Here is a 23,466-nt window from a genome sequence, read left to right as displayed (position 1 = left end):
TTTCATCATGTATGATCGTTAAATGATTGTTTTTGTTTCACTTACAAGTTTGTACCAGTAGGCCGATTCTTTCGGATACCGTTTTTGGGTGTCGAAGTCGACGTAAAAAAGACCGTAACGTTTGTTGTAGCCGTTGGTCCATGAAAATAAATCCATTAAGGACCATAAGAAGTACCCCTTTACATTGACTCCGTCGGTAATCGCTTTACTGACGGCTTCTAAATAGACTTTTAAATAGTCGATTCTTGCCTTATCCATAATGATGCCGTCTTCAAACTCATCTTTATAGCCCATGCCGTTTTCGGTAATGTAAATTTTGTTATATTGCGGATAGTCCCGTTTGATGCGCATCAGCATGTCATACATGCCTTCAGGATAAATGAGCCAGTCCCAATCAGTCCGCTTCAGGCCTTCTTTGTAAATTCTTTCGCCGATTCCTTTTACTTTATAGACCGAAGTGCCCTTATCGCCCGTTCCGTTATGGTGAATAACGGTTTCTCCGTCGTACGCTTTGACGAAATGACATTGATAATGATTGATGCCGAGATAATCATTGTGCGTCGAAGCTTTTTTCATCACGTCAAAGTCACTGTCTGAAAACTCGTATGAAGCGCCGTTTGCCTCACAGATTTCATCCAGAGCCCGCATGGTTTCCTCAGAATAATAGCCGAGGTAGGTGGCATCGAGGAGGAATCTCACTGATAACGCGTCATCCAGAAAACAGGCGTGGCGGTCTTCTTCTGAGTCACTGGCGGGATATTTTGTTTCCAATGAGTGGACGACACCGATTTCTCCCGGATAGCCGCCGTCTTTAAAAAGATTGACGGTCATCGCATGCGCTACCATCATGTGATGGAGGCATTGAATGACTTTTGTGATATCACTTTTAACAGATGGCGGGAAAACCCCGAGTAAATACTGGTTGGTGGCTGTGGGATAAATTTCGTTAAACGTGCTCCAATATCTGATTTCGCTGAATTCTTTAAAGCAAAACTCCGCATAGCTGACAAACGCTTCTATCGCAGCGCGGTTGAGAAAATCTCCCTGATCAAATAATCCTTTCGGTGTATCGAAATGATGCAGCGTGACAAAAGGGGTGACGTTGCGTTTATGGCACTCTGAGAAAATACGATGATAGTAATCAACACCTTCCTGATTGATTTTGCCCGTGCCGTCAGGGAAAATTCTCGTCCAGGCTATAGAAAGGCGGATGCCGTTTATTCCGAATTTTTCACATAGTTTAATATCTTCCGGAAACTGGCGGTAAAAATCACTTGCCGGATCAGGGCTGAATCTTCCCTGTTTTTCAAGAAATTCATCCCAGGCCACAGGCCCTTTGCCGCCTTCTTTTGTGGCGCCTTCCGCTTGATATGCCGCAGTCGCCCCGCCGAAAATAAAGTCATGAGGTAATTTGAGCATTGCTGAATCCTCCTTCGCCAATGTGTGAATTGAAGTTTGTTAATGTTTGTAATTGTTATCTTTTGTTTAATAGTAAACGCATACATTTTTGTTGTCAATAGCTTCATAAAGAAATAAAATCTATTTTAATAGGGGTTTTATAAGTTTTTCGTTGTTTTATATGTTGATTATGTTGTTTGTTAGTGTTTGTTTTTGTTGACCGGATTGCCGCGGTGTGTTAGATTGTGTGTAAAGTTGAGGGGATGATTGAACATGTTAAAAAAAGAGCGTCTTTTAAAAATCATCGATATCGTAAACTCGCGGGGGTTTGTTACGGTGAGTGATATTATCGATGAATTGGCAGTTTCTGATATGACAGTGAGAAGAGATCTGGACGAGCTGGATAAGGCCGGAAAAATCGTACGTATTCACGGAGGCGCACAGAGCATATCTTATTCCATTGATCACGAATTATCGCATAATGAAAAACTGGGTGTTCAAATGGAGGAGAAGGAGAAGATCGCGGAACTCGCAGCTTCCTATGTAAATGACGGCGATACCGTTTTTTTAGGGCCCGGCACGACGATTGAACTTTTAGCCAAACACTTGCTGCATAAGCGAATCAGGATTATCACAAACAACTATCCCGTATTTGATATTTTAAAACATGGTGACACTGCGGATACCATCCTGATTGGCGGCGATTTCCGAAAAAACACCGGTGCCTTCGTCGGGCCCATCGTGAACGGCAATCTGCAGAAATTCAATTTTACGAAAGCCTTCATCAGCGCCAACGGCATACATAATGATGAGATTTCTTCTTACAGCATTGAAGAAGGGGAGGCTCATCAAATCGCGCTGAATAATTCGCGGACGAAATTTTTGCTGGCGGATAATAAAAAATTCAACCGGGAAGATTTTTACGTGTTCTATAACTTGCACGATATGGACTATCTGATTACGGATGATAAAGTGATGAAAGATGTTCAAATTCATTACGAGCAATATGTAGATGTCAAAATCGCAAAAAAATAAAAAAGGCGGGCGGTTCGATGAAAGGGGTTATTTTTGATTTCAACGGCACGATGTTTCAAGATTCGCATCTGCACGAAAAAGCATGGTTTTTCATGGTGAAAAAATACGCGCCGAAAACCATTTCTGATGAAGACATTTTCGTTAACATTCACGGGAGAACAAACAGTGAAATCCTGACGTATTTTATTTCCGGCGATTTAACAAATGAAGAAATCGAGAAGCTGTCTTTTGAAAAAGAAGCCTACTACAGAGAATTATGCCTTGAAAACAAAGATGAGTTAAAGCTGACGAAAGGACTGACCGGGGTATTGAACCATCTGAAAAAATCAGAAACGCCAATGACCATTGCCACGGCTACGGTAAAGGAAAATGTCGAGTTTTACTTTGACGTCTTTCAGTTGGATCGGTGGTTTGATTTTGACAAAGTCACGTTTGATGACGGGAGCTTCCCCGGAAAACCGGCGCCGGATATTTTTCTCATCGCATCGGAAAAGTTAGGCCTCAGACCTGAAGAATGCGTAGTCATTGAAGATGCCTTTTCGGGGCTCACAGCGGCGAAAAAAGCAGGTGCAGGCAAGATTATAGCCATTGACCCGCTCGGAAAAAACCGCGCGCTATTTGAAGAAAAACAGCTGGCGGCTGACGGGATACTGACAGATTTCACCTCGTTTTTTGAGGTGATTGCCGGACATTCTGTTTGAGAGATCAGCCGGTTCTTCATGCCGATATGGCTGTACAGGCTGCGGACTCCGTTCTCAACACGGGATGTTTTTGTGTTCGGCGGTGTCTGCTTCTCGTGAAGAAAGGGGTTTCGCTTTTTAATCGGAGTCACTTTTAAGACAGGGGTATCCCTGTTTTTTTTATTTCTCGTATTTACAAACAAGCGCTAAGGTGCTTATTGCTGACTGTTTATATGTTTTACGATAAAATCCTGAGCATACAAGAAAACCAGCCATCCTGTAAGTCCAAGCCCTGATGCGGCAATGAAAGACAGTGAATGGCGAAGGGAGATGCCGATAATGACCAGCATAATGACTGTGGAGGGGATGCCGGAAGCCACGCTGAATGCAAAATGACTTAATGTCTCCTTCGTTTCGCCTTGGATGTACAGCCAAACCATGCTCAGCATACTGACAATTGGTAAAGCCGCTATAATACCTCCATAACTCGGGCTTCTTCTTGATATTTCAGTGATAATCCCAATAATAGCAGCGGAGACAATGATTTTAACGATCGTAAACATCTTCAGCACGCTCCTTCATCAAACTGAATGCTTTTAAGACAAGTGTTCTTTCTTCATTATTCATGCTGTCAAAAAGAAGCTGTTTAAGCTTTTCTTCATCAAGACCGGAATGCCGGTAAAGGACATCAGCTCCCAAACTGGTAAGTTTTAAAATGACTTTCCGCTCATCCTCAACGCTTCTGGTTTTATAAACGTACTTTTTCTGCAGTAACCGCTTTATATGTTCCGAAGCGGTATTATGTGATACTTGAATCGCTTCGGCAATGTCTTTTATTCCGACTGCCTTCTCTTTTTGAATGACTTGCAGAATCCGTACACCTTGGTGAGTAATTTTTTCATGGTGCTGATAACGGAGCCGGTAGTAAATATCTGTCCAGAGGTCATTTAATCGGATTATTTCGTTTGACATCATCATCCACCTTCTATCGTTTATTAAGATTATATCTTATATTACGATATATTTTTGCGGATTGAAAGCAATTTTTGAGCATGAGGGAGCGGCATTCGTTCTGTTTTTAGAAGATTGGAAGAGACAAGCGGCCGCAGCTTCAACGAATAAACTTGTTTAATATACTCTCAATAAGTTATTTTCCTTATTTTAGAAACGTCAGCTTAATACCTTCCGCATATAAATAAGAGCACTGACAATATGATAAAGAACCAAAGTATATATTCAAATGCAGTTTTTTTCAGCTGGGCAGTCTTGTGCTGATTGAAAAAGATACGGGGGATAAAAAGCGGGTAAGAAGATAAGGAAAGGAGAGAGACGGATGGAACTTGATTTTGTGATTCGTCTGGCGGTTGCGGGTCTGCTTGGGGCTCTTATTGGATTGGAGAGAGAATTCAGGGCGAAGGAAGCCGGTTTGAGGACGCATTTTTTAGTGGCCGTCGGCAGCGCCTTGATGATGATCGTTTCTAAATACGGCTTTTTTGATTTGTTATCCAACAGCCATACGTCCTTTGATCCGAGCCGGGTGGCGGCGCAGGTCGTCAGCGGCGTCGGATTTTTAGGAGCCGGCACGATTATTTTGCAGCGGCATGTCGTGCGGGGGCTTACGACGGCCGCGGGGATTTGGGCTACGTCGGGGATCGGGCTGACGATCGGGGCAGGTATGTATGTCATTGGCATCAGCGGCACGATTTTGGCGTTAATCGGGCTTGAACTGTTAAATTTTCTGTTTAAACCGGCGGCGCATTCTTTGTCTGTCAGTTTCAGGATTGAGGAGAAAGCCGTCATGAATGATATTTTAACTTCTCTTGAGGAAAAAGGAATTCTTATTACGTCCTATGAATTGAATAAGGCGGTGCTTGAAGTGAAGGGAAGGGTGAAAAGCAAAAGCGGGAAAGCGGCGGTAATGGAAAAAGTTCAAGCCCTCCCGTATATCCTGTCGGTCAAAGTTGAATAGCAGACAGGGGAAGCCTCCTGTCTGCAGTCATTTCTATTCAAATATTAATACCAGGGATAGAACGGGATATACGGCCGCGGATAGTATGGATACGGTCTGGGGAAATAATAAGGCGGCCGCGGGTAGTATGGATATGGTCTGGGGAAATAATAAGGCGGCCGCGGATAATGATATGGCACCCGTTCGTGGCTCTCGGCTGTGTCTTCATGATAGAAAGGATCGTACAAGAGGAAAACCTCCTTTTCAAATGTTGGTTCCGTTTACCTTATTCCTGTATGCCCGGTATGGTGTACGTACAACGGGCAAAAAAAAGACGCCGGTTATCATCCGGCATCTTTTTTTACACTTTCACATCAATTGAATGGCCGGCAGTCGGGTGCTGGGACGGCAGCATTTTCACTGTTTCTTCCGCCGCAGCCTGTGCATGCTGCATGACCGTTTTTGTTAAAGCGATATTTACATTCTGCGCCAGAGATGCCTGGTGCATAGCGATTGATAACGCAGGGATATCCATAGCTTCCACCTCCTTATCCCTTCATATCGGCGGCGTGCTCCGATTATGAAGGGGACTGGCGGTTTCTTTTTACGGCCCATTCTAAAAATGCGGCAGCGCATACCCCGAGGGTATAGGCGAAAATGTCACTCCAGACAAATTGCCAGCCGAGGATCAGCCCACCGAGCGTGCTGCTTCTGATTGCGTCAATCCACGGCGCGTGATACAGCTGGCTGCATTCAATCAGACAGCAAAACGATAGGCTCAGGATAGCGGCTGTTTCCGTCCGGATGTGCCGAAATAAAAGCCCGAATCCTGTAAAAATCATTGCCGCCCACAAGGCATCTCCTAAATAAGCGTTTATGATGCCGGGCAATAGGGCGGTGATGTATGCGGTTCTGGACAGCAAACCGAGGGCGATGATAAAAACGGTACATATTCCGTATGTCAATGGATGTCTATTCACTTCACACTGTTCCCCTTTTTTTGTACTCCCATGTATTGTAAGGAACGACGGAGAAGCTGTCTATGAAAAAAACGGCCCGGGAGGCCGCTTTTTTCGCGTTATCTTGCTTTTAAGCTGACATGGTCTGCTTTTTGATCACTGCCGATGACGAAGCGGAGCTCATACTGCCCCGTATGGTAGACGTAATCTGTTTCGCCCGTTTTTGGCACTGTCAGGATTTTGTCAGCGCTGCCGATTTGTTTGATTAAGACGTCAGGTGTGACGCCGCCGAGGTTTAAGCGCCGCTCGACCCCTGTTCCGAAATAGCGTATTTCCGAGATTTTTCCGTTTTTATGATAGGAAAATCCATAACCGGGGTTTCCCATGTTCCAGCTGTATAAATCAAATGGATTGCGGCTGTCTGCTTTTTGTTCCGGCTCGCCGATTTTATCGTAAACGTCCTGTCTTGTGCTTTGGTTGATTTTCAGGCCTTTCACATGTTGCGGCATTTCCCCTTTAAACGCCGATTGGTAAAGGCTGTTCACCAGTTCTTGTGCACGCTGGTTTTCCGTTTTTGAAGCGGCTGCGGCATGGACGGGCTGTGTAACCGAAAATGCCTCTGCACCGAATGCGCATCCCGTGAGCATCACTGCCGATAATCCCGTGGCGAGTGTTTTTTTCTTCAACATATGTGAACGCCTCCTTTTTACCGCTCATACCCGTATGTTTCCTGAGATAAACGAGATGTTTTAGTGAAAGGCCGGTTGGGAATCATAGAGGATGTATAGAGGGGTACAGAAAGGGGAAAAGAAAATGGCTGATACAAAGAAGGTTACAATCAATGGGGTTGAAATGGAAGCGCCGGACGGTCAAACCGTTTTGCAGCTTTTGAATAATAGTTCAATTGACGTGCCGCACGTGTGTTATCATCCGAGTCTCGGCCCGATTGAAACGTGCGATACCTGTATCGTCAATGTTAACGGGGAACTGGTGCGTTCGTGTTCCGCGCAAATAAAGGACGGAGATGTCATCGATACGCTTTCATCTGATGTGAAAAAAGCGCAGATTATCGGCATGGACAACATTTTGCACAACCATGAATTGTACTGCACGGTCTGTGATTACAACAATGGGAGCTGCGAAGTACATAATACCGTAAAGGAAATGAAAATCAATCATCAAAGCATTCCGTTCGATCAAAAACCGTATCCTAAAGATGAATCAAATCCGTTTTACCGATATGATCCCGACCAGTGCATTTTGTGCGGACGCTGCGTCGAAGCCTGTCAGGACGTACAGGTAACCGAAACGTTAAGCATTGATTGGGAGCGGAAACGCCCGCGGGTCATTTGGGATCAGGATGTGCCGATCAATGAATCATCATGTGTTTCCTGCGGACATTGTTCAACGGTATGTCCGTGCAATGCCATGATGGAAAAAGGCATGGAAGGCGAAGCGGGGTATTTAACAGGCATTAACCAAGAGACGCTTCGGCCGATGATTGACATCACAAAAGGCGTCGAAACCGGATACGGATCGATTTTGGCCATATCGGACATGGAATCGGCCATGCGGGATGAAAGAATCAAAAAAACGAAAACCGTATGCACATACTGCGGTGTCGGCTGCAGTTTTGATATATGGACGAAAGGAAGAGACATTTTAAAGGTAGAACCTCAGGCCGAGGCGCCAGCAAATGGCATTTCGACGTGTGTGAAAGGGAAATTCGGCTGGGATTTCGTCAATAGTGAAAAACGCCTTACCAAACCGCTTATCCGGGAAGGAGACTCATTTCGGGAGGCGGAATGGGATGAAGCGCTCCAGCTGATCGCTGATAAATTTACTGATATAAAAGAACATTTCGGCCCGGACGCACTTGCCTTTATCACATCTTCCAAATGCACGAATGAAGAATCATACGTGATGCAGAAGCTTGCAAGAGCTGTCATCGGCACAAATAATGTCGACAACTGCTCACGCTACTGCCAGTCTCCCGCCACAGCCGGATTGTTCAGAACGGTCGGATACGGCGGTGATTCAGGGTCGATTACAGATATAGAAAAAGCTGAGCTCGTTCTGATTATCGGCTCAAATACGTCTGAGTCTCACCCCGTCCTGTCCACACGCATTAAACGTTCTCATAAGCTGCACGGACAGAAGCTCGTCGTCGCTGACTTGCGAAAACATGAAATGGCCGAGCGCTCTGATGTGTTTTTCCAGCCGCGTGCCGGGTCAGATATTGTCTGGCTAAATGCCGTATCGAAATATCTGCTTGATCACGATTTGGCGGATACTGCATTTCTGAAGGAGAGAGTGAACGGATTAGATGAATTTGTGAAAAGCCTTGAACCTTATACAATGGAATATGCGGAAAAACATACCGGTGTGGATAAGGATACCCTAATCAAAGTGGCCCGGATGATTCATGAAGCCGGCAGCGTGTGCGCACTGTGGGCGATGGGTGTCACCCAGCATATCGGAGGAAGTGATACGAGCACGGCCATTTCCAACATGCTTCTTGTGACCGGAAATTACGGCAAGCCCGGCGCAGGCTCATATCCGCTTCGGGGCCATAATAACGTGCAGGGCGCCAGTGATTTCGGCAGTATGCCTGACAGCTTCCCCGGCTATGAAAAAGTAACGGATGAAAAAGCCCGCAAAAAGTACGAACAGGGCTGGGGAACAGACCTTCCGAAAGAAATCGGAATGACAAATCATGAAATGATCGAAGGCATCCACTCAGGAAAACTGAAGTCCATGTATTTAAAAGGGGAAGAAATGGGGCTTGTCGACTCCAATATTAACCATGTTCATGCCGCATTTGAAAAGCTTGATTTCTTCGTTGTGCAGGATATCTTTCTTTCGCGTACGGCCGAGTTCGCCGATGTCGTGCTTCCGGCAAGCCCGAGCCTTGAAAAAGAAGGGACGTTTACGAATACGGAACGAAGGGTGCAGCGCCTTTACGAAGTGTTTGAACCGCTGGGCGATTCAAAGCCTGATTGGCAGATCATTACGGACATCGCCAACCGTCTGGGCGCTGATTGGCACTATGAACATCCGGCAGACATTATGGAAGAAGCGGCAATGCTTTCGCCGCTCTACGCAGGCGTCACTTACGAACGTCTCGAAGGCTACAATTCACTGCAATGGCCGGTTGCAGCGGACGGAACCGATTCACCGCTTTTATTTACGGATAAGTTCCCGTTTTCAGACGGCAAAGCGATTCTATATCCCGTTCAGTGGACCGAGCCGAAAGAATTTGATGAAGAATATGATATCCATGTGAATAACGGGCGGCTGCTCGAGCATTTTCACGAAGGGAATCTGACTTACCGATCAAAAGGAATATCCGAAAAAACACCGAGTGTGTTCCTTGAGGTCTCGCCCGAACTCGCCGAAGAAAGAGGGCTGGAAGACGGAACGCTTGTCCGTCTGACTTCACCGTACGGAAATGTGAAAGTCAAATGCGTCATCACAGACAGGGTAAAAGGCAAACAAGTCTATCTTCCGATGAACGATTCAAAAGACGCCGCCATTAACCTTTTGACAAGCAGCTATGCGGATAAGGATACCGATACACCGGCTTATAAAGAAACATCAGCGAAGATGGAGATTTTGAAAAAAGAAGGCGTTAATCCGCTTCCGAAAATCAATTTCCGTTATGGAAACCCGCAGCCGCAGATCGGTGTCCGGGTTGAGCGGAAATGGGCGCGTAAAGATTATGTATTTCCGGGAGACGCCGTAAAAAGGGGGAAACAGCAAAATGGCTAAAGCAATCAGCGGCATCCGAAAACAGACCGTCACAGAAGAAGACAAACGAAAAAAGGACTTGGAAGAGATCGAGACGGCTCTTTTACGAAATAAAGACGCGATTTTGGAATCTCTGCACATTCTTCAGCACATGAACGAGCGCGGCGTTTTGGCGCTTCTGCGCGGGCTCTTCGGCCAAGGAGACAAAGTGATGGATATTCTCGTGAAGAAGGCGAATACTCCGGAAACGGCCAATATGCTGAAAAATCTCCTGCTGTTAAGCGGCGTTCTCGGCATGCTCGATGTAAAACAGCTTGAGCCGTTTATCGTTAAAATCAATGCGGGCGTCACAAAGGCCGTCGAGGAAAAAGACAGCGGCAGGAAGACCGGGTATTTTGATATCGTCCGCGCTTTAAAAGACCCGGAAATCAACAAGGCCGTCACTCTGCTGTTTTCTTTCCTGAAAGGCATGGGCGCTGATACGGACGATATGGAAAGAAATACGCAGCCTCCTGAAGACCAAAAGCAGCACCAGAAACCGCAGACGAATGAGTGAACATTTCTCCCGAGCCTGGCCGAAGGCTCGGGTTTTTTGTGCGCTTCTGCTGTTTTCTTGGGAGAAATTTCACCTCCGGATTCATGACTTTTGTTGTGTTATGTTAATAGTTCAGGTTATGAATAGAAAAAAATTGAAAATATGTGCTAGGATAAAATTCAAGGTACGTCAACTATTCAAATATGAAACAATCAGGAGTGATGAAACATGAGTAAGCTGAGGAGCACGAGACAAGCCATCCAAAGAACCCTGATGAAAGGAAAAAACGGCCTGGACGTATACAACCCTTTTCCTTGGTACGAAAAAATGAGACGGGAAAGCCCTATACACTTTGATGAAGAAACGAAGGTTTGGAGTGTGTTTTTATACGATGATGTCAAAAAAGTCATCAGTGATAAAGAGACGTTCTCAAGCCTCATGACTGATGTGAAAAGCTCGATTGCAAAGTCCATGCTGAATATGGACCCGCCGAAGCATACCCAAATCAGATCTGCCGTCAATCGCGCTTTCACTCCCCGCGTCTTGAAGGAATGGGAACCGAGAATTAAAGACATTACCGATCATCTCCTGAAACAGGCAAAGAACAAAGGGCGGATTGATATCGTTAAAGATCTCTCTTACCCTTTGCCGGTCATGGTGATTTCAGAATTATTAGGCGTTCCGTCCGAACGTATGGATCAGTTTAAAAAATGGTCGGACATTCTCGTCAGCATGCCGAAAGATGCGAGTCCTGAAGCGGCGGAGAAAAATCAGCAGGAACGTGACCAATGTGAGGCAGAGCTGGCGGCATTTTTTGCGGAAATAATAGAAAGCAAACGAAAAAAGCCCGGCCAAGACATTATTTCTATTTTGATAAAAGAGGAAGAAGAGGGAGAGAAGCTCACGGCAGAAGATCTGATCCCGTTTTGCAACCTGCTTTTAGTGGCGGGAAATGAAACAACGACTAATCTCATTTCAAATGCGGTTTACAGCATATTAGAGACGCCCGGCCTTTATGAAGAATTGAGGCAGGACCCTTCTCTCATCGCGCAAACGGTGGAAGAAACGCTGCGTTTTCGCGCTCCGGCTCCGTTTGTCAGAAGGACGGTCCGGCACGACACTGAACTGCGCGGACGCCGCTTGAAAAGCGGGGAGATCGTTCTCTGCTACGTTGCATCTGCCAACCGTGATGAAAACAAATTTGAGAAGGCGGGCGTATTTGATATTCATCGCCAATCGAATCCGCACCTTTCCTTCGGATTCGGCGTACACTTCTGCTTAGGCGCACCGCTTGCCAGACTTGAAGCGGAAGTCGCGCTGAAAGGAATTGTAAAAGCCTTTTCACACCTTGAGCCCGTCCGGATTGAGCCGATCCGAAACAGTGTCATGTACGGGCTGGAGTCTTTAGAAGCGGAGATAAACGAAAATGAGGGAGAAGAAAAAAGATGAGAAAAACACACATCGCCATTATTAATGTGGCCGCTCACGGTCATGTCAATCCCACGCTGCCTGTAGCCGAGGAACTTGTCAATCGCGGGTATAAAGTGACATTCGCTGTGACTGAGGAATTTGAAGCTTCCGTTGCCAAAACGGGCGCCATTCCCGTTTTATACCGCACAAGCATAAAGGCGGACCCGGAGACGATAAAAGATCGGGTAAACAAAAATGACGCGTTTGTGATGTTTCTGGAAGAAGCGGTTGAAGTGCTTCCGCAGCTGGAAGAGCTGTACAAAGACGACCTTCCTGACATCGTCCTGTTTGATTTTTTAGCTCTTGCCGGAAAATTGTTTGCGGATAATGGCGGCATCCCGGCCGTAAAGTTCTGCCCGAGCTATGCAATGAATGAGTATTTTCAATTAGGAAGAGACGAAGAAACACTGGAAGCGGCCAAACAGGCGATAGAAGAATACCAGGAGCAGATTGAAAATGAACAATTGAAACGGATGACAATGGAAGAGTTTTTCATGCCTGAAAAATTGAATATTGTCTTTATGCCAAGGGCCTTTCAGCCGAAACAGGAAACCTTTGATGAACGATTCTGTTTTGTGGGTCCGTCTCTTGGAGAACGCACAAATACGGGAAGTCTGGAAATTGATGCAGCCGATGACCGTCCGCTTATGCTCATTTCACTGGGAACGGCGTTTAACGCCTGGCCTGAATTTTACCGGATGTGTATTGACGCGTTTCGGGACTCGGACTGGCGGGTTATTATGTCAGTCGGCACAACAATTGATCCGGAAAGTTTTTCGGATGTCCCCGATCACTTTATCATCCGCCAGCACGTTCCTCAGCTTGATGTGCTGGAGAAAGCAAAGCTGTTCGTATCTCACGGCGGGATGAACAGTACAATGGAAGCAATGAATGCGGGTGTCCCGCTCGTTGTCGTTCCGCAAATGCACGAACAAGAGGTCACCGCAAAGCGTGTGGATGAATTGGGGCTTGGCGTGCATCTGCCGCCGAAAGAAGTCACTGTGGCCCGTTTGCAAAAAGACGTTCAGAACGTATACGGCGATAAAAACATCCTCAGCCGCGTGAAAAGCATGCAGCAGAAAATAGAAGAAACCGGCGGCCCAAAACAGGCTGTTTGCGCCATTGAAGAATTTTTGAAAACGGCGGCCGTCGAAAATTGATTGAGAAACAGGCAGCGCATCGGAAGACGGCTGCCTGTTTTGTTATATGTTTTTCTTCATGCCGCATCTCCGGCATTCCCTCAAAAATTTTCCGCCCTTCACTGAGCTTTTAAACAGCGTGTAGTCGCAATTGTCACATCGGCCGCTGTGAACATCAGGATATTCATTGAACTCATAAATGACCGAAGTATCGTATCCTTTTGTCTCGAACTCTTTTTTTGTTTCCATGATTGAAAGTCCCTCCGCGAATCAAATCGTTCTGCCCGGTTAATGATACAGCAACTGCACGGGGGATTCAACGGAAGCATAGCTTGATTTTCCCGGCTGATTGCGTAACAATAATAGAAATAAATGACGGCCTGCCATAGGGCGCCCGGCATCTGAAGGGAAGAAGAAAACAGCGATGGGAAAAGGATTGAACGGGAAACGGATTGCCATCGGCGGTTCGCGGAAAACAGAAGAGATCACAAAATTAATAGAAAAGCAGGGCGGAACGGCGGTCGTCCGTTCCCTCCAAGGAACCGTATACCTGGCGGAGGATCAAATTGAACCCGACGTAAGAACATTTGCCGGGCAAAAAGCCGACTGGGTGATATTCACCACAGGCATCGGCACGGAAACGTTATTGTCGGTATCGGAAAAAATCGGTCTGAAAGAAGAATTTTTAGCGGCCGTTCATGAAGCGAAAATCGGCTGCAGAGGCTATAAAACATATGCGGCCTTAAAAAAGCTCGGCATCACGCCGCATGCCTCAGATGAAGACGGTACAACAAGAGGGCTGATCCGCTCCTTGGAACGATTTGACTTTAAAGATAAAAAAGTCATGATACAGCTTCATGGCGAAAAAGCGCCGGTCTTAACGGAGTTCCTTGAGAAAAACGGAGCGGAGGTATTCCCTGTTCTCCCGTATCAGCATATTCCGCCGGAAAGGGAGACGGTCGATAAACTGCTGGGAGAGCTGTTAAACGGAGAGGTCGATGCCGTATGTTTTACGACAGCCATTCAAGTGCGCTCTCTCTTTGATTATGCAAAAGAAAAAGGGTTCACAAAAGAATTGCAACAGGCATTCGAAAAACAAGTGCTTGCCGCCGCAGTCGGCAAAGTGACGGCTGAAGCGATCCGGGATGAAGGGATAAAGAGGGTTCTTGCTCCGGACATTGAGCGGATGGGAGCGATGATTATTGAATTATCCCGTTACTATGAATCTCTGACCTTGTCATAAATAATCATTCAGCAGGGAAAAAGCCTACGCTTCCCTGCTGAATTTTTTTAATTGCCAGTGTTCCGTGAAAAGGGAAGGATATGTCAAGGCGCTGAGTATGATACATGTAAGAAGAGCGGAGGCCATCGTTGTAAAAACGATCAGCAGCTGAAAGCGCACCGCCTGTATCGGATCAGCCCCCGCTAAAATCTGCCCCGTCATCATGCCGGGAAGCTGAACGAGACCCAATGTTTTCTGGCTTTCAAGCGTCGGGATCATACTGAGCTTCATACTGGACGTCAATATCTGCCGGACGGCCTGCTTAGGCGTTCCTCCGAGAGAGAGAATCAGCTGGATTTCTTCTTTTCGCAGGTCTGCTTCCGAACTGAGCCGGCTTAAAAACAGGCTTGAGAGCACCATGGCGTTTCCGATGACCATGCCGCTTATCGGAATGACATATCTTGAAGTGAACGGAATGATATGAAGGGTCAGTAAAAGTCCCTGCGTCACGGTTTCCGCGATCGCCAGTGTCAGAAAAACGCGCCAAAATGAGCCGATCTGCATTTTTTTCCGTTTGGCGACATTGTGCGAAGCGGCCGTGAGCATGAGAAGCACCATTAATATGATAAATATCGGGTGATCACCGCGAAAAATCAGCGACAGCACATAGCCGATGATAAGCAGCTGAATGACGGCCCTGACGGTTGCGACGATCATATCCTTTTCGACGCCGGCTTTAAAAGATTTAGACAGGAATAAAGCGATAATGACAAATATACTTGTCAATAACAGAGAAAGATCATTCATATCAGCACCCGCTCCCTTGTAAAAGCGCTCGGGCCTTTTCATGTTTCGGTTCCTTAAAGAACGTTTTCGTTTCCGCGGTTTCTAAAAGCCGTCCCTCATCCATAAACCATACTGTATCGGATAATCGTTCCGCTTGTTCAAGGTTATGGGTGATCCACAGGATCGTCAGCTGTTTTTGCCGATGGAGTTTCGTCATCAGTTTCTCAATGATGAGAACGGATGACGGGTCCAGCGCCGAGGTGATTTCATCCAGCAGCAGGATGGACGGCAGTCCGGCGAGGGTTCGCGCTAATGAGAGCTTCTGCCGCTGTCCGCCGGATAATTCTTTTGCATTCCGATCCAGAAGCCCGCGCGGAAGATCTGTAAAATCTGCGAGCTCTTCAGGCGTATAGTGCTGTGCGCCGTGGAGTTTTTCTGCGAGCAGAAGGTTGTCCCGCACCGTGCCGTCCATGACGGGAGCTGATTGAAATGCAAGGCCCGCGGTTTTTCTGAGCTCTCTGATGTCCCAGTGTCTTATTTCTTTTCCGAATACAAGCACTTCCCCTTCATCAGGTGTATTCATCAGATTGCACAGCGACAGCAATGTGCTTTTTCCCGCGCCGGAAGGCCCTATCAACGCCGTGATAGAACCTTTTTGAATATGTCCGGTTACACGGCTTAGGACATCAAAGGACGTATTGTTTTGTTCAAAGCGTTTGCCGGCTGACAGGAAAGATATTGCCGGAATTTCTTCTTTCATACAGGATGACACCTTTCGTAAAAAAATCAGGAACCGGTGAGATTGGCTGACGTTTGCTCAGCCGTTTTCTGGTCTGTCTGCCGGGAAGCGAATGTATGCATGACCATTCCCGCAATAATAATGAACAGTCCGGCAAATGAAAGAAGTGATGGAGACGCCGCGGATAAAAAGACGATTTCGCCGATCAGTGCAAAAAGAACTTCTCCGGATTGAGTCGCTTCAACAGCAGCGAGCTTCTGCGGCTCATTCCTCACCATATCGGTGGCGCGGAAAAATAATACTGTTGCGATAACGCCAGAGCTGAGTGCGACGATAAAGGATTGGAATGTCTGTCCCATTGACGGAAGCCCGTCTCTATGCCAGCCGAAAGCGGCGATCAAAAGCCAAAACGGAAGGCTTGCGAGCGTCATGCCGAGCACCCGCTGAAACGTATCGAGTTTTCCGCCGTATTGTTCCAGCATTTTGCGGTTGCCGAGCGGATAGGCAAAAGCGGCGATGACGACCGGCACAACGCTGAATAGTATCGTGCGGCCGGACAGAGAACCCGCATGCTGAAGCTGAATCAGCCCGGCTCCGATCAGGATGATGACGGAAGTAACCAACGAAATCAGCGGGATCTTTTGTCTGGCGGAAACCGGGCCCGCAGGTGAATGTTTTGTTTCGTAGAAAAACGGCGACAGAAGCACACCCGCGACAATTGTAATCTGCCACGTGCCGGCGATCAGCCAGCCCGGCCCATATGCCGCCGCAAACGTAATCGGGGCATAAAAAAGCACGAACCCGGTAAAACTCCACTTCAGCCAAAAAAACGGTTTTTTTCGGATTTCATGCCAGAGCGGCGCCCATTTTCCTTTCGCATAAACGATCAAAAATAAAAACGGAATCATAAAAAGAAAACGCAGGGAAGAGCTCCACATCCAGCTTCCGCCGGAAAGCTCCATCGCCCTGTTTAAAATAAATGTGACTGCAAAAAACAGAGATGCCAATATTCCGATCACGATGGCTTTCATTAAATCCCTCATTTTGACACATATTTTTTTATACTATACTATTCACCGGCAGGCTTCGCAATGGAATATGAGAAAATAGCGTTTTAATAAATGATGAATGGGAAACAGACATATACGGAGGTGAACACCAATGCAGAAAGAGGATATTCAAGTGCTTTATTTCGAAGATGACGGCCGCATTCCGAATAACCCGAATCTTCCGCTTGTTATTTATAAAGCGGTATTTAATGAAGAAACGGTACAGAAAGCAGAGTCCGTCCTCCGCCGGCACGATTGGTCGAACAGCTGGACGGGCGGAGTATTTCCGTATCACCATTTTCACAGCACCACGCACGAAGTTCTTGTCGCGGTAAAAGGAAACGCGGTTTTGAGGTTCGGCGGGGAACAAGGAGCGGACGCCGTTCTTCAAACGGGGGATGCAGCGGTCATTCCGGCCGGCACCGGACATAAAAAACTGTCGGGCAGTTCTGATTTTACCGTGATCGGGGCTTATCCGGGCGGCCGGCAGTACGATACAAAAACGGAGAAAAATGATAGAACTTCAGAAGAAATCAGCTGTGTCCCGCTCCCGGAATGCGACCCCTTTACGGGAAAAACGGGCCCGCTATTAAAATTGTGGGAAAAATGACAGGGGAAAAGCGGATGGTCTGTAAAAAAATAGCCTGAAAGAAACGTTATTACACCCCCGCCATATAAATAATTTCATAAACGAAACAATTCACGTTCAAATTTTGTTCAAAAAGTGTTATTATATAAGAGTAAATCAAATTTGGGTTTTTTATGTTTGCTATTTTCAGAGAGGAAAAAGAAATTTTGACTTATTCAATTGTTTTTGTTGATATAAAAATAATACTGGATATGGCAAAGTGAAAAACTGGGTAGTAAACATTTATTTTTGTAAATGATTGTGCATGAATTCACAATCTTGCTTTTTCATGCTTTTCTGCATGAAGGGGGAAAGGCTACCCTTTCCAAAAAAATCAGCATACTGCTTATAGTAAAGGAGAATCGGATATGCCAGAAACAATCGATCAAACAAATGCATCTGTCAGCCAAGGCCAACGCGATCTTATTGATCAGCTGCTAAAACCTGAAGTTCAAGAATCACTGACTGTTTTAGTGGATCAGCTTCCAAAACTGACTGAGTTAGTAAATATTTTAACGAAGTCTTATGATTTTGCACAGTCTGTAGCGACAGACGAAGTATTGAAGAGCGATACAGTGGGTGCGCTTACAGAAATTCTTGAGCCGGTGAAAGAAACAGCGAAAGAAGTTGCGGCTACTGCGATCGAAGCAAAAGACCGCGCGGATGCAAGCAATGAAACGATCGGACTTTTCGGCCTGCTGCGCATGCTGAAAGATCCTCAAGCTCAAAAGCTGTTCCGTTTTGCTAACAGCTATCTTGAAATCATGAACGAAAAACAAAAATAATCTCAGATTCAAATTGATATAAAGGACGGAGGATATACGATGTCAAAACATATTGTCATTTTAGGCGCTGGTTACGGCGGAGTTCTTTCTGCTTTAACCGTTCGCAAACATTACAGTAAAGATGAAGCACGCGTAACCGTTGTGAACAAATACCCGACTCACCAAATCATTACGGAACTGCACCGTCTTGCAGCAGGCAACGTGTCTGAACAGGCTGTTGCTATGCCGCTTGAAAAACTTCTGAAAGGAAAAGACGTCGACATTAAAATCGCAGAAGTCAATTCTTTCTCAGTTGATAAGAAAGAAGTTTCTCTTTCTGACGGTTCTAAGCTGACTTATGACGCGCTTGTTGTCGGACTTGGTTCTGTTACGGCTTATTTCGGCATTCCTGGACTCGAAGAAAACAGCATGGTGCTGAAATCTGCTGCTGATGCCAACAAAGTATACAAACACGTGGAAGACCGTGTGCGTGAATACGCTAAAACGAAAAACGAAGCTGATGCAACGATCCTTATCGGCGGCGGCGGCTTAACTGGCGTTGAGCTTGTCGGTGAGCTTGCTGACATTATGCCGAACCTTACGAAAAAATACGGCGTAGATCCGAAAGAAATCAAACTGAAATTAGTAGAAGCAGGTCCGAAAATTCTTCCTGTTCTTCCTGATGACCTTATCGAACGCGCGACAAAAAGTCTTGAAAAACGCGGCGTTGAGTTCTTAACAGGTCTTCCTGTTACAAATGTTGAAGGAAACGTTATTGATCTGAAAGACGGTTCAAAAGTCGTTGCCAACACATTTGTATGGACAGGCGGCGTACAAGGCAACCCGTTAGTCGGTGAATCCGGCCTTGAAGTGAACCGCGGCCGTGCGACGGTTAACGATTTCTTACAATCTACTTCTCACGAAGATGTATTCGTTGTCGGAGATAGCGCTGTATACTTTGCGCCGGACGGCCGTCCGTACCCGCCGACAGCGCAAATCGCTTGGCAGATGGGTGAACTTGTCGGTTACAACCTGTTCGCTTACTTAGAAGGAAAAACGCTTGAAACATTCAAGCCTGTAAACTCTGGTACGCTTGCAAGCCTCGGACGTAAAGACGCGGTTGCCATCATCGGAGCGAACTCTACTCCGCTGAAAGGTCTTCCGGCATCTTTAATGAAAGAAGCAAGTAACGTACGTTATTTAACACATATCAAAGGATTATTCAGCCTCGCTTACTAATCCTTAAGATCACACAGAAGACATTGCCGGACTTTCTCGGCAGTGTCTTTTTTTTGTATGAAAATGTTAACAGATACATTTTTCTGAAAAGTTAAATAAAAATGATTGATATGTGAGAAAGAGGAAGCTAAAATAAAAAAGAACCATTTTGTTAACGTTAACATTTTTAAGAGGGAGGATGAAAGTGTGAAAGCTTTTATGGGTGATGATTTTTTACTGGATAGTAAAACGGCCGTAAAGCTGTACCGGGATTACGCTGAAAACATGCCGATCATTGATTATCACTGTCACTTAAGCCCAAAGGAAATCTATGAAAATAAAACCTTCGCAACCATTACGAAGGCATGGCTTTACGGTGACCACTACAAGTGGCGGATTATGAGGGCTAACGGCATTGAAGAGCGCTGCATTACCGGAAACGCTTCAGATGAAGAGAAGTTTTTCGCCTGGGCAAAAACGGTGCCGATGGCGATAGGCAATCCGCTGTACAGCTGGACGCATTTAGAGCTGCAGCGCTGGTTCGGCATTTATGACATATTGAATGAAAAAACGGCCGCGGCAATTTGGAAAAAAACGAATGAGCTCCTGCAGGGAGACGGGTTTGGCGCAAGGGATCTCATTCTGAAATCAAATGTCAAAGTCATTTGCACAACCGACGATCCTGCCGATGCGCTGACATACCACGAACTGTTGAAAGAAAGTGATTTTCCGGTTCAAGTGCTGCCCGGATTTCGGCCTGACAAAGGACTGGACATCAGCAGCCCGGGTTTTGCCGATTGGGTCCGTTCGCTGGAGAGCGCTTCCGGAATGGCTGTCACCACCTACCAATCGTATTTAGATGCGTTAGAATCCCGCGTCCGCTTTTTTCACAATGCCGGGGGCAGAGTGTCGGATCATGCGTTAGATCAAATGGTTTATGCCGAGACGACCGAAGAGGAAGCGGCCCGGATTTTTGCAGCCGGATTAAGCGGAGAGCATGTGTCTTTTGAAGATGAAAAGAAATTCAAAACACGGACGCTGCAATATCTTTGCGGTCTTTACGCCGAACTGGACTGGGCGATGCAGTTCCATATTAACGCGTTAAGAAATACCAATACAAATAAGTTCAGCAGCCTCGGTCCTGATACGGGATATGACTCAATTAATGATGAACGTATCGCAAAGCCGCTTGCCCGGCTGTTAGATTCCGCCGAAAAAAAGCGGCAATTGCCTAAAACGATTTTGTATTCTTTGAATCCGAATGACAACTATATTATCGCCAGCATGATCAACAGCTTTCAGGATGGGAAAACACCGGGGAAAATTCAATTCGGCACAGCCTGGTGGTTCAATGACACGAAAGATGGAATGCTCCAGCAAATGAAAGCGTTATCAAACATGGGCCTGTTCAGCCGTTTTATCGGGATGCTGACAGATTCAAGAAGTTTCCTGTCCTATCCCCGCCATGAATACTTCAGGCGGCTTGTCTGCACGCTGATCGGCGGCTGGGCGGAACAAGGCGAAGCGCCTTACGATATGGAGCTTTTAGGAAAGATTGTCGAGGGGATTTGTTACCGGAATGCTGAGGAATATTTCCGCTTTTAAAAAATGGAATGAAAGAGGTGGCCTATGAGTAATGTGCCTGTCGTGACAGCACCTGCCGCAAAAGTGAAGGAGCATAAGCTGAGTCTGAAAGAAAAAGTATCCTATGGTTTTGGAGATTTTGGGAACGGATTTATGTTTGATCTCGGGCAGATCTATTTGCTGAAGTTTTTCACAGATGTCGCAGGCATTCCGGCAGCGTTCGCCGGCAGTATTTTTTTGGTCAGCAAGCTGTTTGCGGCTTTGACTGATCCGATTGTCGGCTCGGCCATTGACTACAGAAAAAAGATCGGACCCCGTGGGAAATTCAGGCCGTACTTATTATTCGGAAGTATTATTCTTGCGGTCATGACCGTATTGATTTTTGTGTCACCGGACGTGAGCGTCACCTGGAAGCTTGTGTACGCCTATGCTTCTTACATGCTGTGGGGGGTGGCTTATTCTTTCGTCAATATTCCGTACGGCTCCCTCGGCGCGGCCATTACACAGGATGCGGAGGACAGAACGGCGCTTTCCGCATTCCGCCAGATCGGCTCCCTCGGCGCGCTGCTCATTACCAGTGTCATCGTCATCCCGATTCTCGTTCATTTTGATAACGTTCACATCGGCTACCCGGCAGTCATGGGAATGATGGCCGTAATCGGAATCGCGGGATTTATGATCTGCTACCGAAACTGCAAAGAAAGAATTATCGTCCGTGAAGCGCCGAAAGAAAAGCTGTCCGTTATGTCGGTTTTCAAATGCTTTATCGGCAACAAACCGCTTCTGACCGTCGTTTTCATGACGATTTTCTCAATATCGGCATATAACATTAAATCCGCTATGCTTGTTTACTTCGCCCAGTACAATCTCAACAATGCGGAGCTGATGTCCTACATGAGTTTTATCATCATCGGTTCTTCATTTTTAGGTGTTTTGTTTATGCCGAAACTCGTCAAACGTTTCGGAAAAAAGCAAACGGTGATGATCGGTTTTGCCGTCAGCGCCGCGGCTGATGCGCTGAATTTCTGTCTCCCGTCAAACGTATATATCTTTACGGCGTTAGCGAGCATTGCTTTTATTGGGATCAGCATACCAAACGGCATTACATGGGCGCTTGTGTCGGACATTATTGATTACGGAGAGTGGAAGACGGGTGAACGGAAGGAGGCGACGACATATTCGCTTTTCAACTTCTCCAGAAAACTCGCCCAATCTTTATCAGGTTTTCTTTCAGGCATCGGGCTGAGTGTTATCGGCTATATCCCGAATGCATCTCAGACAAAAGGCACGCTGATCGGGATTAAAGGGCTACTGCTGCTGTACCCGGCTTTCGCTTTAGCGTGCGCCATGCTGATTATCGGTTTGATGTATAAGCTGACGGACCGGCAGCATGCCGAGCTCGTTCAGGACTTACATCATGCAAAACCTCAACTTTAGTGATTTTATGGACTGTCCGTTAATGGTACAATAGAAATAAATGACAGCATACAGAAAGAAAGGAAAAACGATGGTAACCATAAAAGATATCGCAAAACTCGCCAACGTATCCCACACAACCGTATCCCGGGCACTTAACGGCAGCCCCTACATTAAAGAGCATACAAAACAGAAAATATTAGAGCTCGCTTCACAGCTGAATTACACACCGAACGTAAATGCAAAAAGCCTTGCCATGCAAAAGTCCCATACGATCGGACTGTTTTTTACAAGCATCACAAACGGAACCTCACACAGCTTTTTTTCCGATACCATCAAAGGTGTAAACCGCACAATCAGTGAGGAATACAATTTGTTCGTCCGCGCGATTGACGACCTGAAAAGCTTTGAAACCATTACGCCCATGAGATATGACGGAATCATTTTAATGAGCCAAAGCGACAGTGATAATTCATTTATTTATCATATCCGAGAGAAAAACATCCCGCTTGTCGTGCTGAACCGGGACATTGATGACCGGAGCATCACGAATATCCTGTCAAACGATAAAGAAGGCTCCAGACAGGCGGTCGACTGCCTGATCGCAAACGGACACAGAGATATCGCGATCATTGAGGGAAAGGAAGGATTCAGGTCAACTTCTCAGCGAAAAGAAGGCTATTTGACATCTTTAATTGATCATTCTATTCCGATTAAGCATGAATACAGTGTAAAAGGCCGCTATGATATGGAAAGCGGCAGTCAGGCGATGGAAAAACTCTTGGCGCTTCAATCACCGCCTACGGCTGTTTTTTGTTCAAACGATGATATGGCGATCGGGGCGATGAATGCCATTTTCGCCAAAGGCCTGAACGTTCCGGAAGATATATCCGTTATCGGGTTTGATGACATCGGCATTTCCCAATACATGACGCCGAGGCTTTCGACAGTAAAACGCCCGGTTGAAAACATCAGCATACTCGGCGCAGAGAAGATCTTGGCGCTAATCGCCGACCCGGATACGGCGGCGGAAAAAATATACGAAAACACCGAGGTGATGATAAGAGATTCAATTAAAAAACTCACATAACGGCCCGTCTGATTATCCGGGTTTTCGTACAGAAAAATGTTAACGTGTGCATAAAT

Annotated in this window: 24 protein-coding genes and 1 pseudogene; 14 read left to right on the top strand and 11 right to left on the bottom strand. The window is 46.2% G+C overall.

The window, feature by feature from the left end; translation table 11 throughout:
* Positions 1-18: 18 nt before the first annotated feature.
* Positions 19-1,419, bottom strand: a complete 1,401-nt coding sequence (lacG, locus tag ACWHAR_RS08315; RefSeq protein WP_032874516.1) for a 6-phospho-beta-galactosidase — start codon at positions 1,417-1,419, stop codon at positions 19-21.
* Positions 1,420-1,671: 252 nt separating this feature from the next.
* On the opposite strand from lacG, the gene ACWHAR_RS08310 reads away from it, so the two are divergent.
* Complete coding sequence (locus ACWHAR_RS08310; RefSeq protein ID WP_032874518.1) at positions 1,672-2,433, top strand: DeoR/GlpR family DNA-binding transcription regulator; 762 nt, start codon at positions 1,672-1,674, stop codon at positions 2,431-2,433.
* A 17-nt stretch (positions 2,434-2,450) separates the two neighbouring features.
* On the top strand, positions 2,451-3,134 hold the full coding sequence (locus ACWHAR_RS08305) for an HAD family hydrolase (RefSeq protein WP_032874520.1): 684 nt from the start codon (positions 2,451-2,453) through the stop codon (positions 3,132-3,134).
* Positions 3,135-3,328: 194 nt separating this feature from the next.
* Here ACWHAR_RS08305 and ACWHAR_RS08300 read toward each other — a convergent pair whose 3' ends face one another.
* Both ACWHAR_RS08300 and ACWHAR_RS08295 read right to left on the bottom strand, forming a co-directional pair.
* Positions 3,329-3,676, bottom strand: a complete 348-nt coding sequence (locus ACWHAR_RS08300) for a DUF3147 family protein (RefSeq protein WP_032874522.1) — start codon at positions 3,674-3,676, stop codon at positions 3,329-3,331.
* Complete coding sequence (locus tag ACWHAR_RS08295; RefSeq protein WP_032875203.1) at positions 3,660-4,085, bottom strand: MarR family winged helix-turn-helix transcriptional regulator; 426 nt, start codon at positions 4,083-4,085, stop codon at positions 3,660-3,662. The genes ACWHAR_RS08300 and ACWHAR_RS08295 overlap by 17 nt, the downstream gene beginning before the upstream one ends.
* Before the next feature lie 361 nt (positions 4,086-4,446).
* Between ACWHAR_RS08295 and ACWHAR_RS08290 the strand changes: the two are divergent.
* Positions 4,447-4,843: pseudogene (locus ACWHAR_RS08290) on the top strand (MgtC/SapB family protein); the annotation flags it as partial.
* Between the two features lie 283 nt (positions 4,844-5,126).
* Here ACWHAR_RS08290 and ACWHAR_RS08285 read toward each other — a convergent pair.
* The 4 genes from ACWHAR_RS08285 to ACWHAR_RS08270 form a co-directional block, all read right to left on the bottom strand.
* On the bottom strand, positions 5,127-5,309 hold the full coding sequence (locus tag ACWHAR_RS08285) for a hypothetical protein (RefSeq protein WP_074534190.1): 183 nt from the start codon (positions 5,307-5,309) through the stop codon (positions 5,127-5,129).
* Positions 5,310-5,422: 113 nt separating this feature from the next.
* Entirely contained in the window at positions 5,423-5,596 is a 174-nt protein-coding gene (locus ACWHAR_RS08280) for a YjfB family protein (protein WP_012117340.1), read from the bottom strand.
* Positions 5,597-5,639: 43 nt separating this feature from the next.
* The gene (locus ACWHAR_RS08275; RefSeq protein ID WP_029325856.1) at positions 5,640-6,041 is read right to left on the bottom strand and encodes a ribosomal maturation YjgA family protein; all 402 of its coding nucleotides are present in this window, start codon (positions 6,039-6,041) and stop codon (positions 5,640-5,642) included.
* 98 nt (positions 6,042-6,139) lie between these two features.
* Positions 6,140-6,709: a YjgB family protein gene (locus ACWHAR_RS08270; RefSeq protein ID WP_032874528.1), complete on the bottom strand. Its 570-nt coding sequence runs from the start codon at positions 6,707-6,709 to the stop codon at positions 6,140-6,142.
* A gap of 124 nt (positions 6,710-6,833) precedes the next feature.
* Between ACWHAR_RS08270 and fdhF the strand changes: the two genes are divergently transcribed.
* From fdhF to ACWHAR_RS08250, 4 genes are all read left to right on the top strand, one after another.
* Positions 6,834-9,791 (top strand): formate dehydrogenase subunit alpha, encoded by a 2,958-nt coding sequence (gene fdhF, locus ACWHAR_RS08265; protein WP_032874530.1) that lies wholly within the window; start codon positions 6,834-6,836, stop codon positions 9,789-9,791.
* Positions 9,784-10,326 (top strand): DUF1641 domain-containing protein, encoded by a 543-nt coding sequence (locus ACWHAR_RS08260; protein WP_012117344.1) that lies wholly within the window; start codon positions 9,784-9,786, stop codon positions 10,324-10,326. Before fdhF ends, ACWHAR_RS08260 begins: the two co-directional genes overlap by 8 nt.
* Positions 10,327-10,533: 207 nt before the next feature.
* A complete protein-coding gene (locus tag ACWHAR_RS08255; RefSeq protein WP_032874532.1) occupies positions 10,534-11,754 on the top strand; it encodes a cytochrome P450 in 1,221 nt (406 codons plus the stop codon).
* Positions 11,751-12,935: a macrolide family glycosyltransferase gene (locus tag ACWHAR_RS08250; protein ID WP_032874534.1), complete on the top strand. Its 1,185-nt coding sequence runs from the start codon at positions 11,751-11,753 to the stop codon at positions 12,933-12,935. The genes ACWHAR_RS08255 and ACWHAR_RS08250 overlap by 4 nt, the downstream gene beginning before the upstream one ends.
* A 42-nt stretch (positions 12,936-12,977) precedes the next feature.
* On the opposite strand, the gene ACWHAR_RS08245 is transcribed toward ACWHAR_RS08250, so the two are convergent.
* A complete protein-coding gene (locus ACWHAR_RS08245) occupies positions 12,978-13,163 on the bottom strand; it encodes a hypothetical protein (RefSeq protein ID WP_003154919.1) in 186 nt (61 codons plus the stop codon).
* 175 nt (positions 13,164-13,338) lie between these two features.
* Between ACWHAR_RS08245 and ACWHAR_RS08240 the strand changes: the two genes are divergently transcribed.
* Positions 13,339-14,157 carry a uroporphyrinogen-III synthase gene (locus tag ACWHAR_RS08240; RefSeq protein ID WP_032874536.1) on the top strand — a complete coding sequence of 273 codons (819 nt, stop codon included), beginning with the start codon at positions 13,339-13,341 and terminating at the stop codon, positions 14,155-14,157.
* 24 nt (positions 14,158-14,181) lie between these two features.
* Here the strand turns inward: ACWHAR_RS08240 and ACWHAR_RS08235 are convergent, their stop codons facing one another.
* From ACWHAR_RS08235 to ACWHAR_RS08225, 3 genes are read right to left on the bottom strand one after another with little or no spacing between them, the layout of a single operon-like run.
* Positions 14,182-14,943, bottom strand: a complete 762-nt coding sequence (locus ACWHAR_RS08235; protein WP_032874538.1) for an ABC transporter permease — start codon at positions 14,941-14,943, stop codon at positions 14,182-14,184.
* 1 nt (position 14,944) lies between these two features.
* Positions 14,945-15,682, bottom strand: a complete 738-nt coding sequence (locus ACWHAR_RS08230) for an ABC transporter ATP-binding protein (protein ID WP_032874540.1) — start codon at positions 15,680-15,682, stop codon at positions 14,945-14,947.
* Positions 15,683-15,708: 26 nt separating this feature from the next.
* Positions 15,709-16,692 carry a DMT family transporter gene (locus ACWHAR_RS08225; protein ID WP_032874542.1) on the bottom strand — a complete coding sequence of 328 codons (984 nt, stop codon included), beginning with the start codon at positions 16,690-16,692 and terminating at the stop codon, positions 15,709-15,711.
* 130 nt (positions 16,693-16,822) lie between these two features.
* On the opposite strand from ACWHAR_RS08225, the gene ACWHAR_RS08220 reads away from it, so the two are divergent.
* The 6 genes from ACWHAR_RS08220 to ACWHAR_RS08195 all read left to right on the top strand — a co-directional run bounded on the left by ACWHAR_RS08220 (position 16,823) and on the right by ACWHAR_RS08195 (position 23,410).
* Positions 16,823-17,320, top strand: a complete 498-nt coding sequence (locus ACWHAR_RS08220; protein ID WP_032874544.1) for a cupin domain-containing protein — start codon at positions 16,823-16,825, stop codon at positions 17,318-17,320.
* Between the two features lie 386 nt (positions 17,321-17,706).
* Entirely contained in the window at positions 17,707-18,123 is a 417-nt protein-coding gene (locus ACWHAR_RS08215) for a DUF1641 domain-containing protein (protein ID WP_003154908.1), read from the top strand.
* A gap of 39 nt (positions 18,124-18,162) precedes the next feature.
* Entirely contained in the window at positions 18,163-19,341 is a 1,179-nt protein-coding gene (locus ACWHAR_RS08210) for an NAD(P)/FAD-dependent oxidoreductase (protein WP_032874546.1), read from the top strand.
* 186 nt (positions 19,342-19,527) lie between these two features.
* A complete protein-coding gene (uxaC, locus tag ACWHAR_RS08205; RefSeq protein ID WP_087920759.1) occupies positions 19,528-20,925 on the top strand; it encodes a glucuronate isomerase in 1,398 nt (465 codons plus the stop codon).
* 24 nt (positions 20,926-20,949) lie between these two features.
* Entirely contained in the window at positions 20,950-22,341 is a 1,392-nt protein-coding gene (locus tag ACWHAR_RS08200; RefSeq protein ID WP_049589350.1) for an MFS transporter, read from the top strand.
* A gap of 70 nt (positions 22,342-22,411) precedes the next feature.
* Positions 22,412-23,410 (top strand): LacI family DNA-binding transcriptional regulator, encoded by a 999-nt coding sequence (locus ACWHAR_RS08195; RefSeq protein ID WP_007407297.1) that lies wholly within the window; start codon positions 22,412-22,414, stop codon positions 23,408-23,410.
* Positions 23,411-23,466 lie beyond the last annotated feature (56 nt).

The sequence above is a fragment of the Bacillus sp. LR--39 genome (assembly GCF_053613335.1).
Note: the sequence above shows the minus strand (reverse complement) of the source record. Positions and strands in the feature narration are given on the sequence as shown.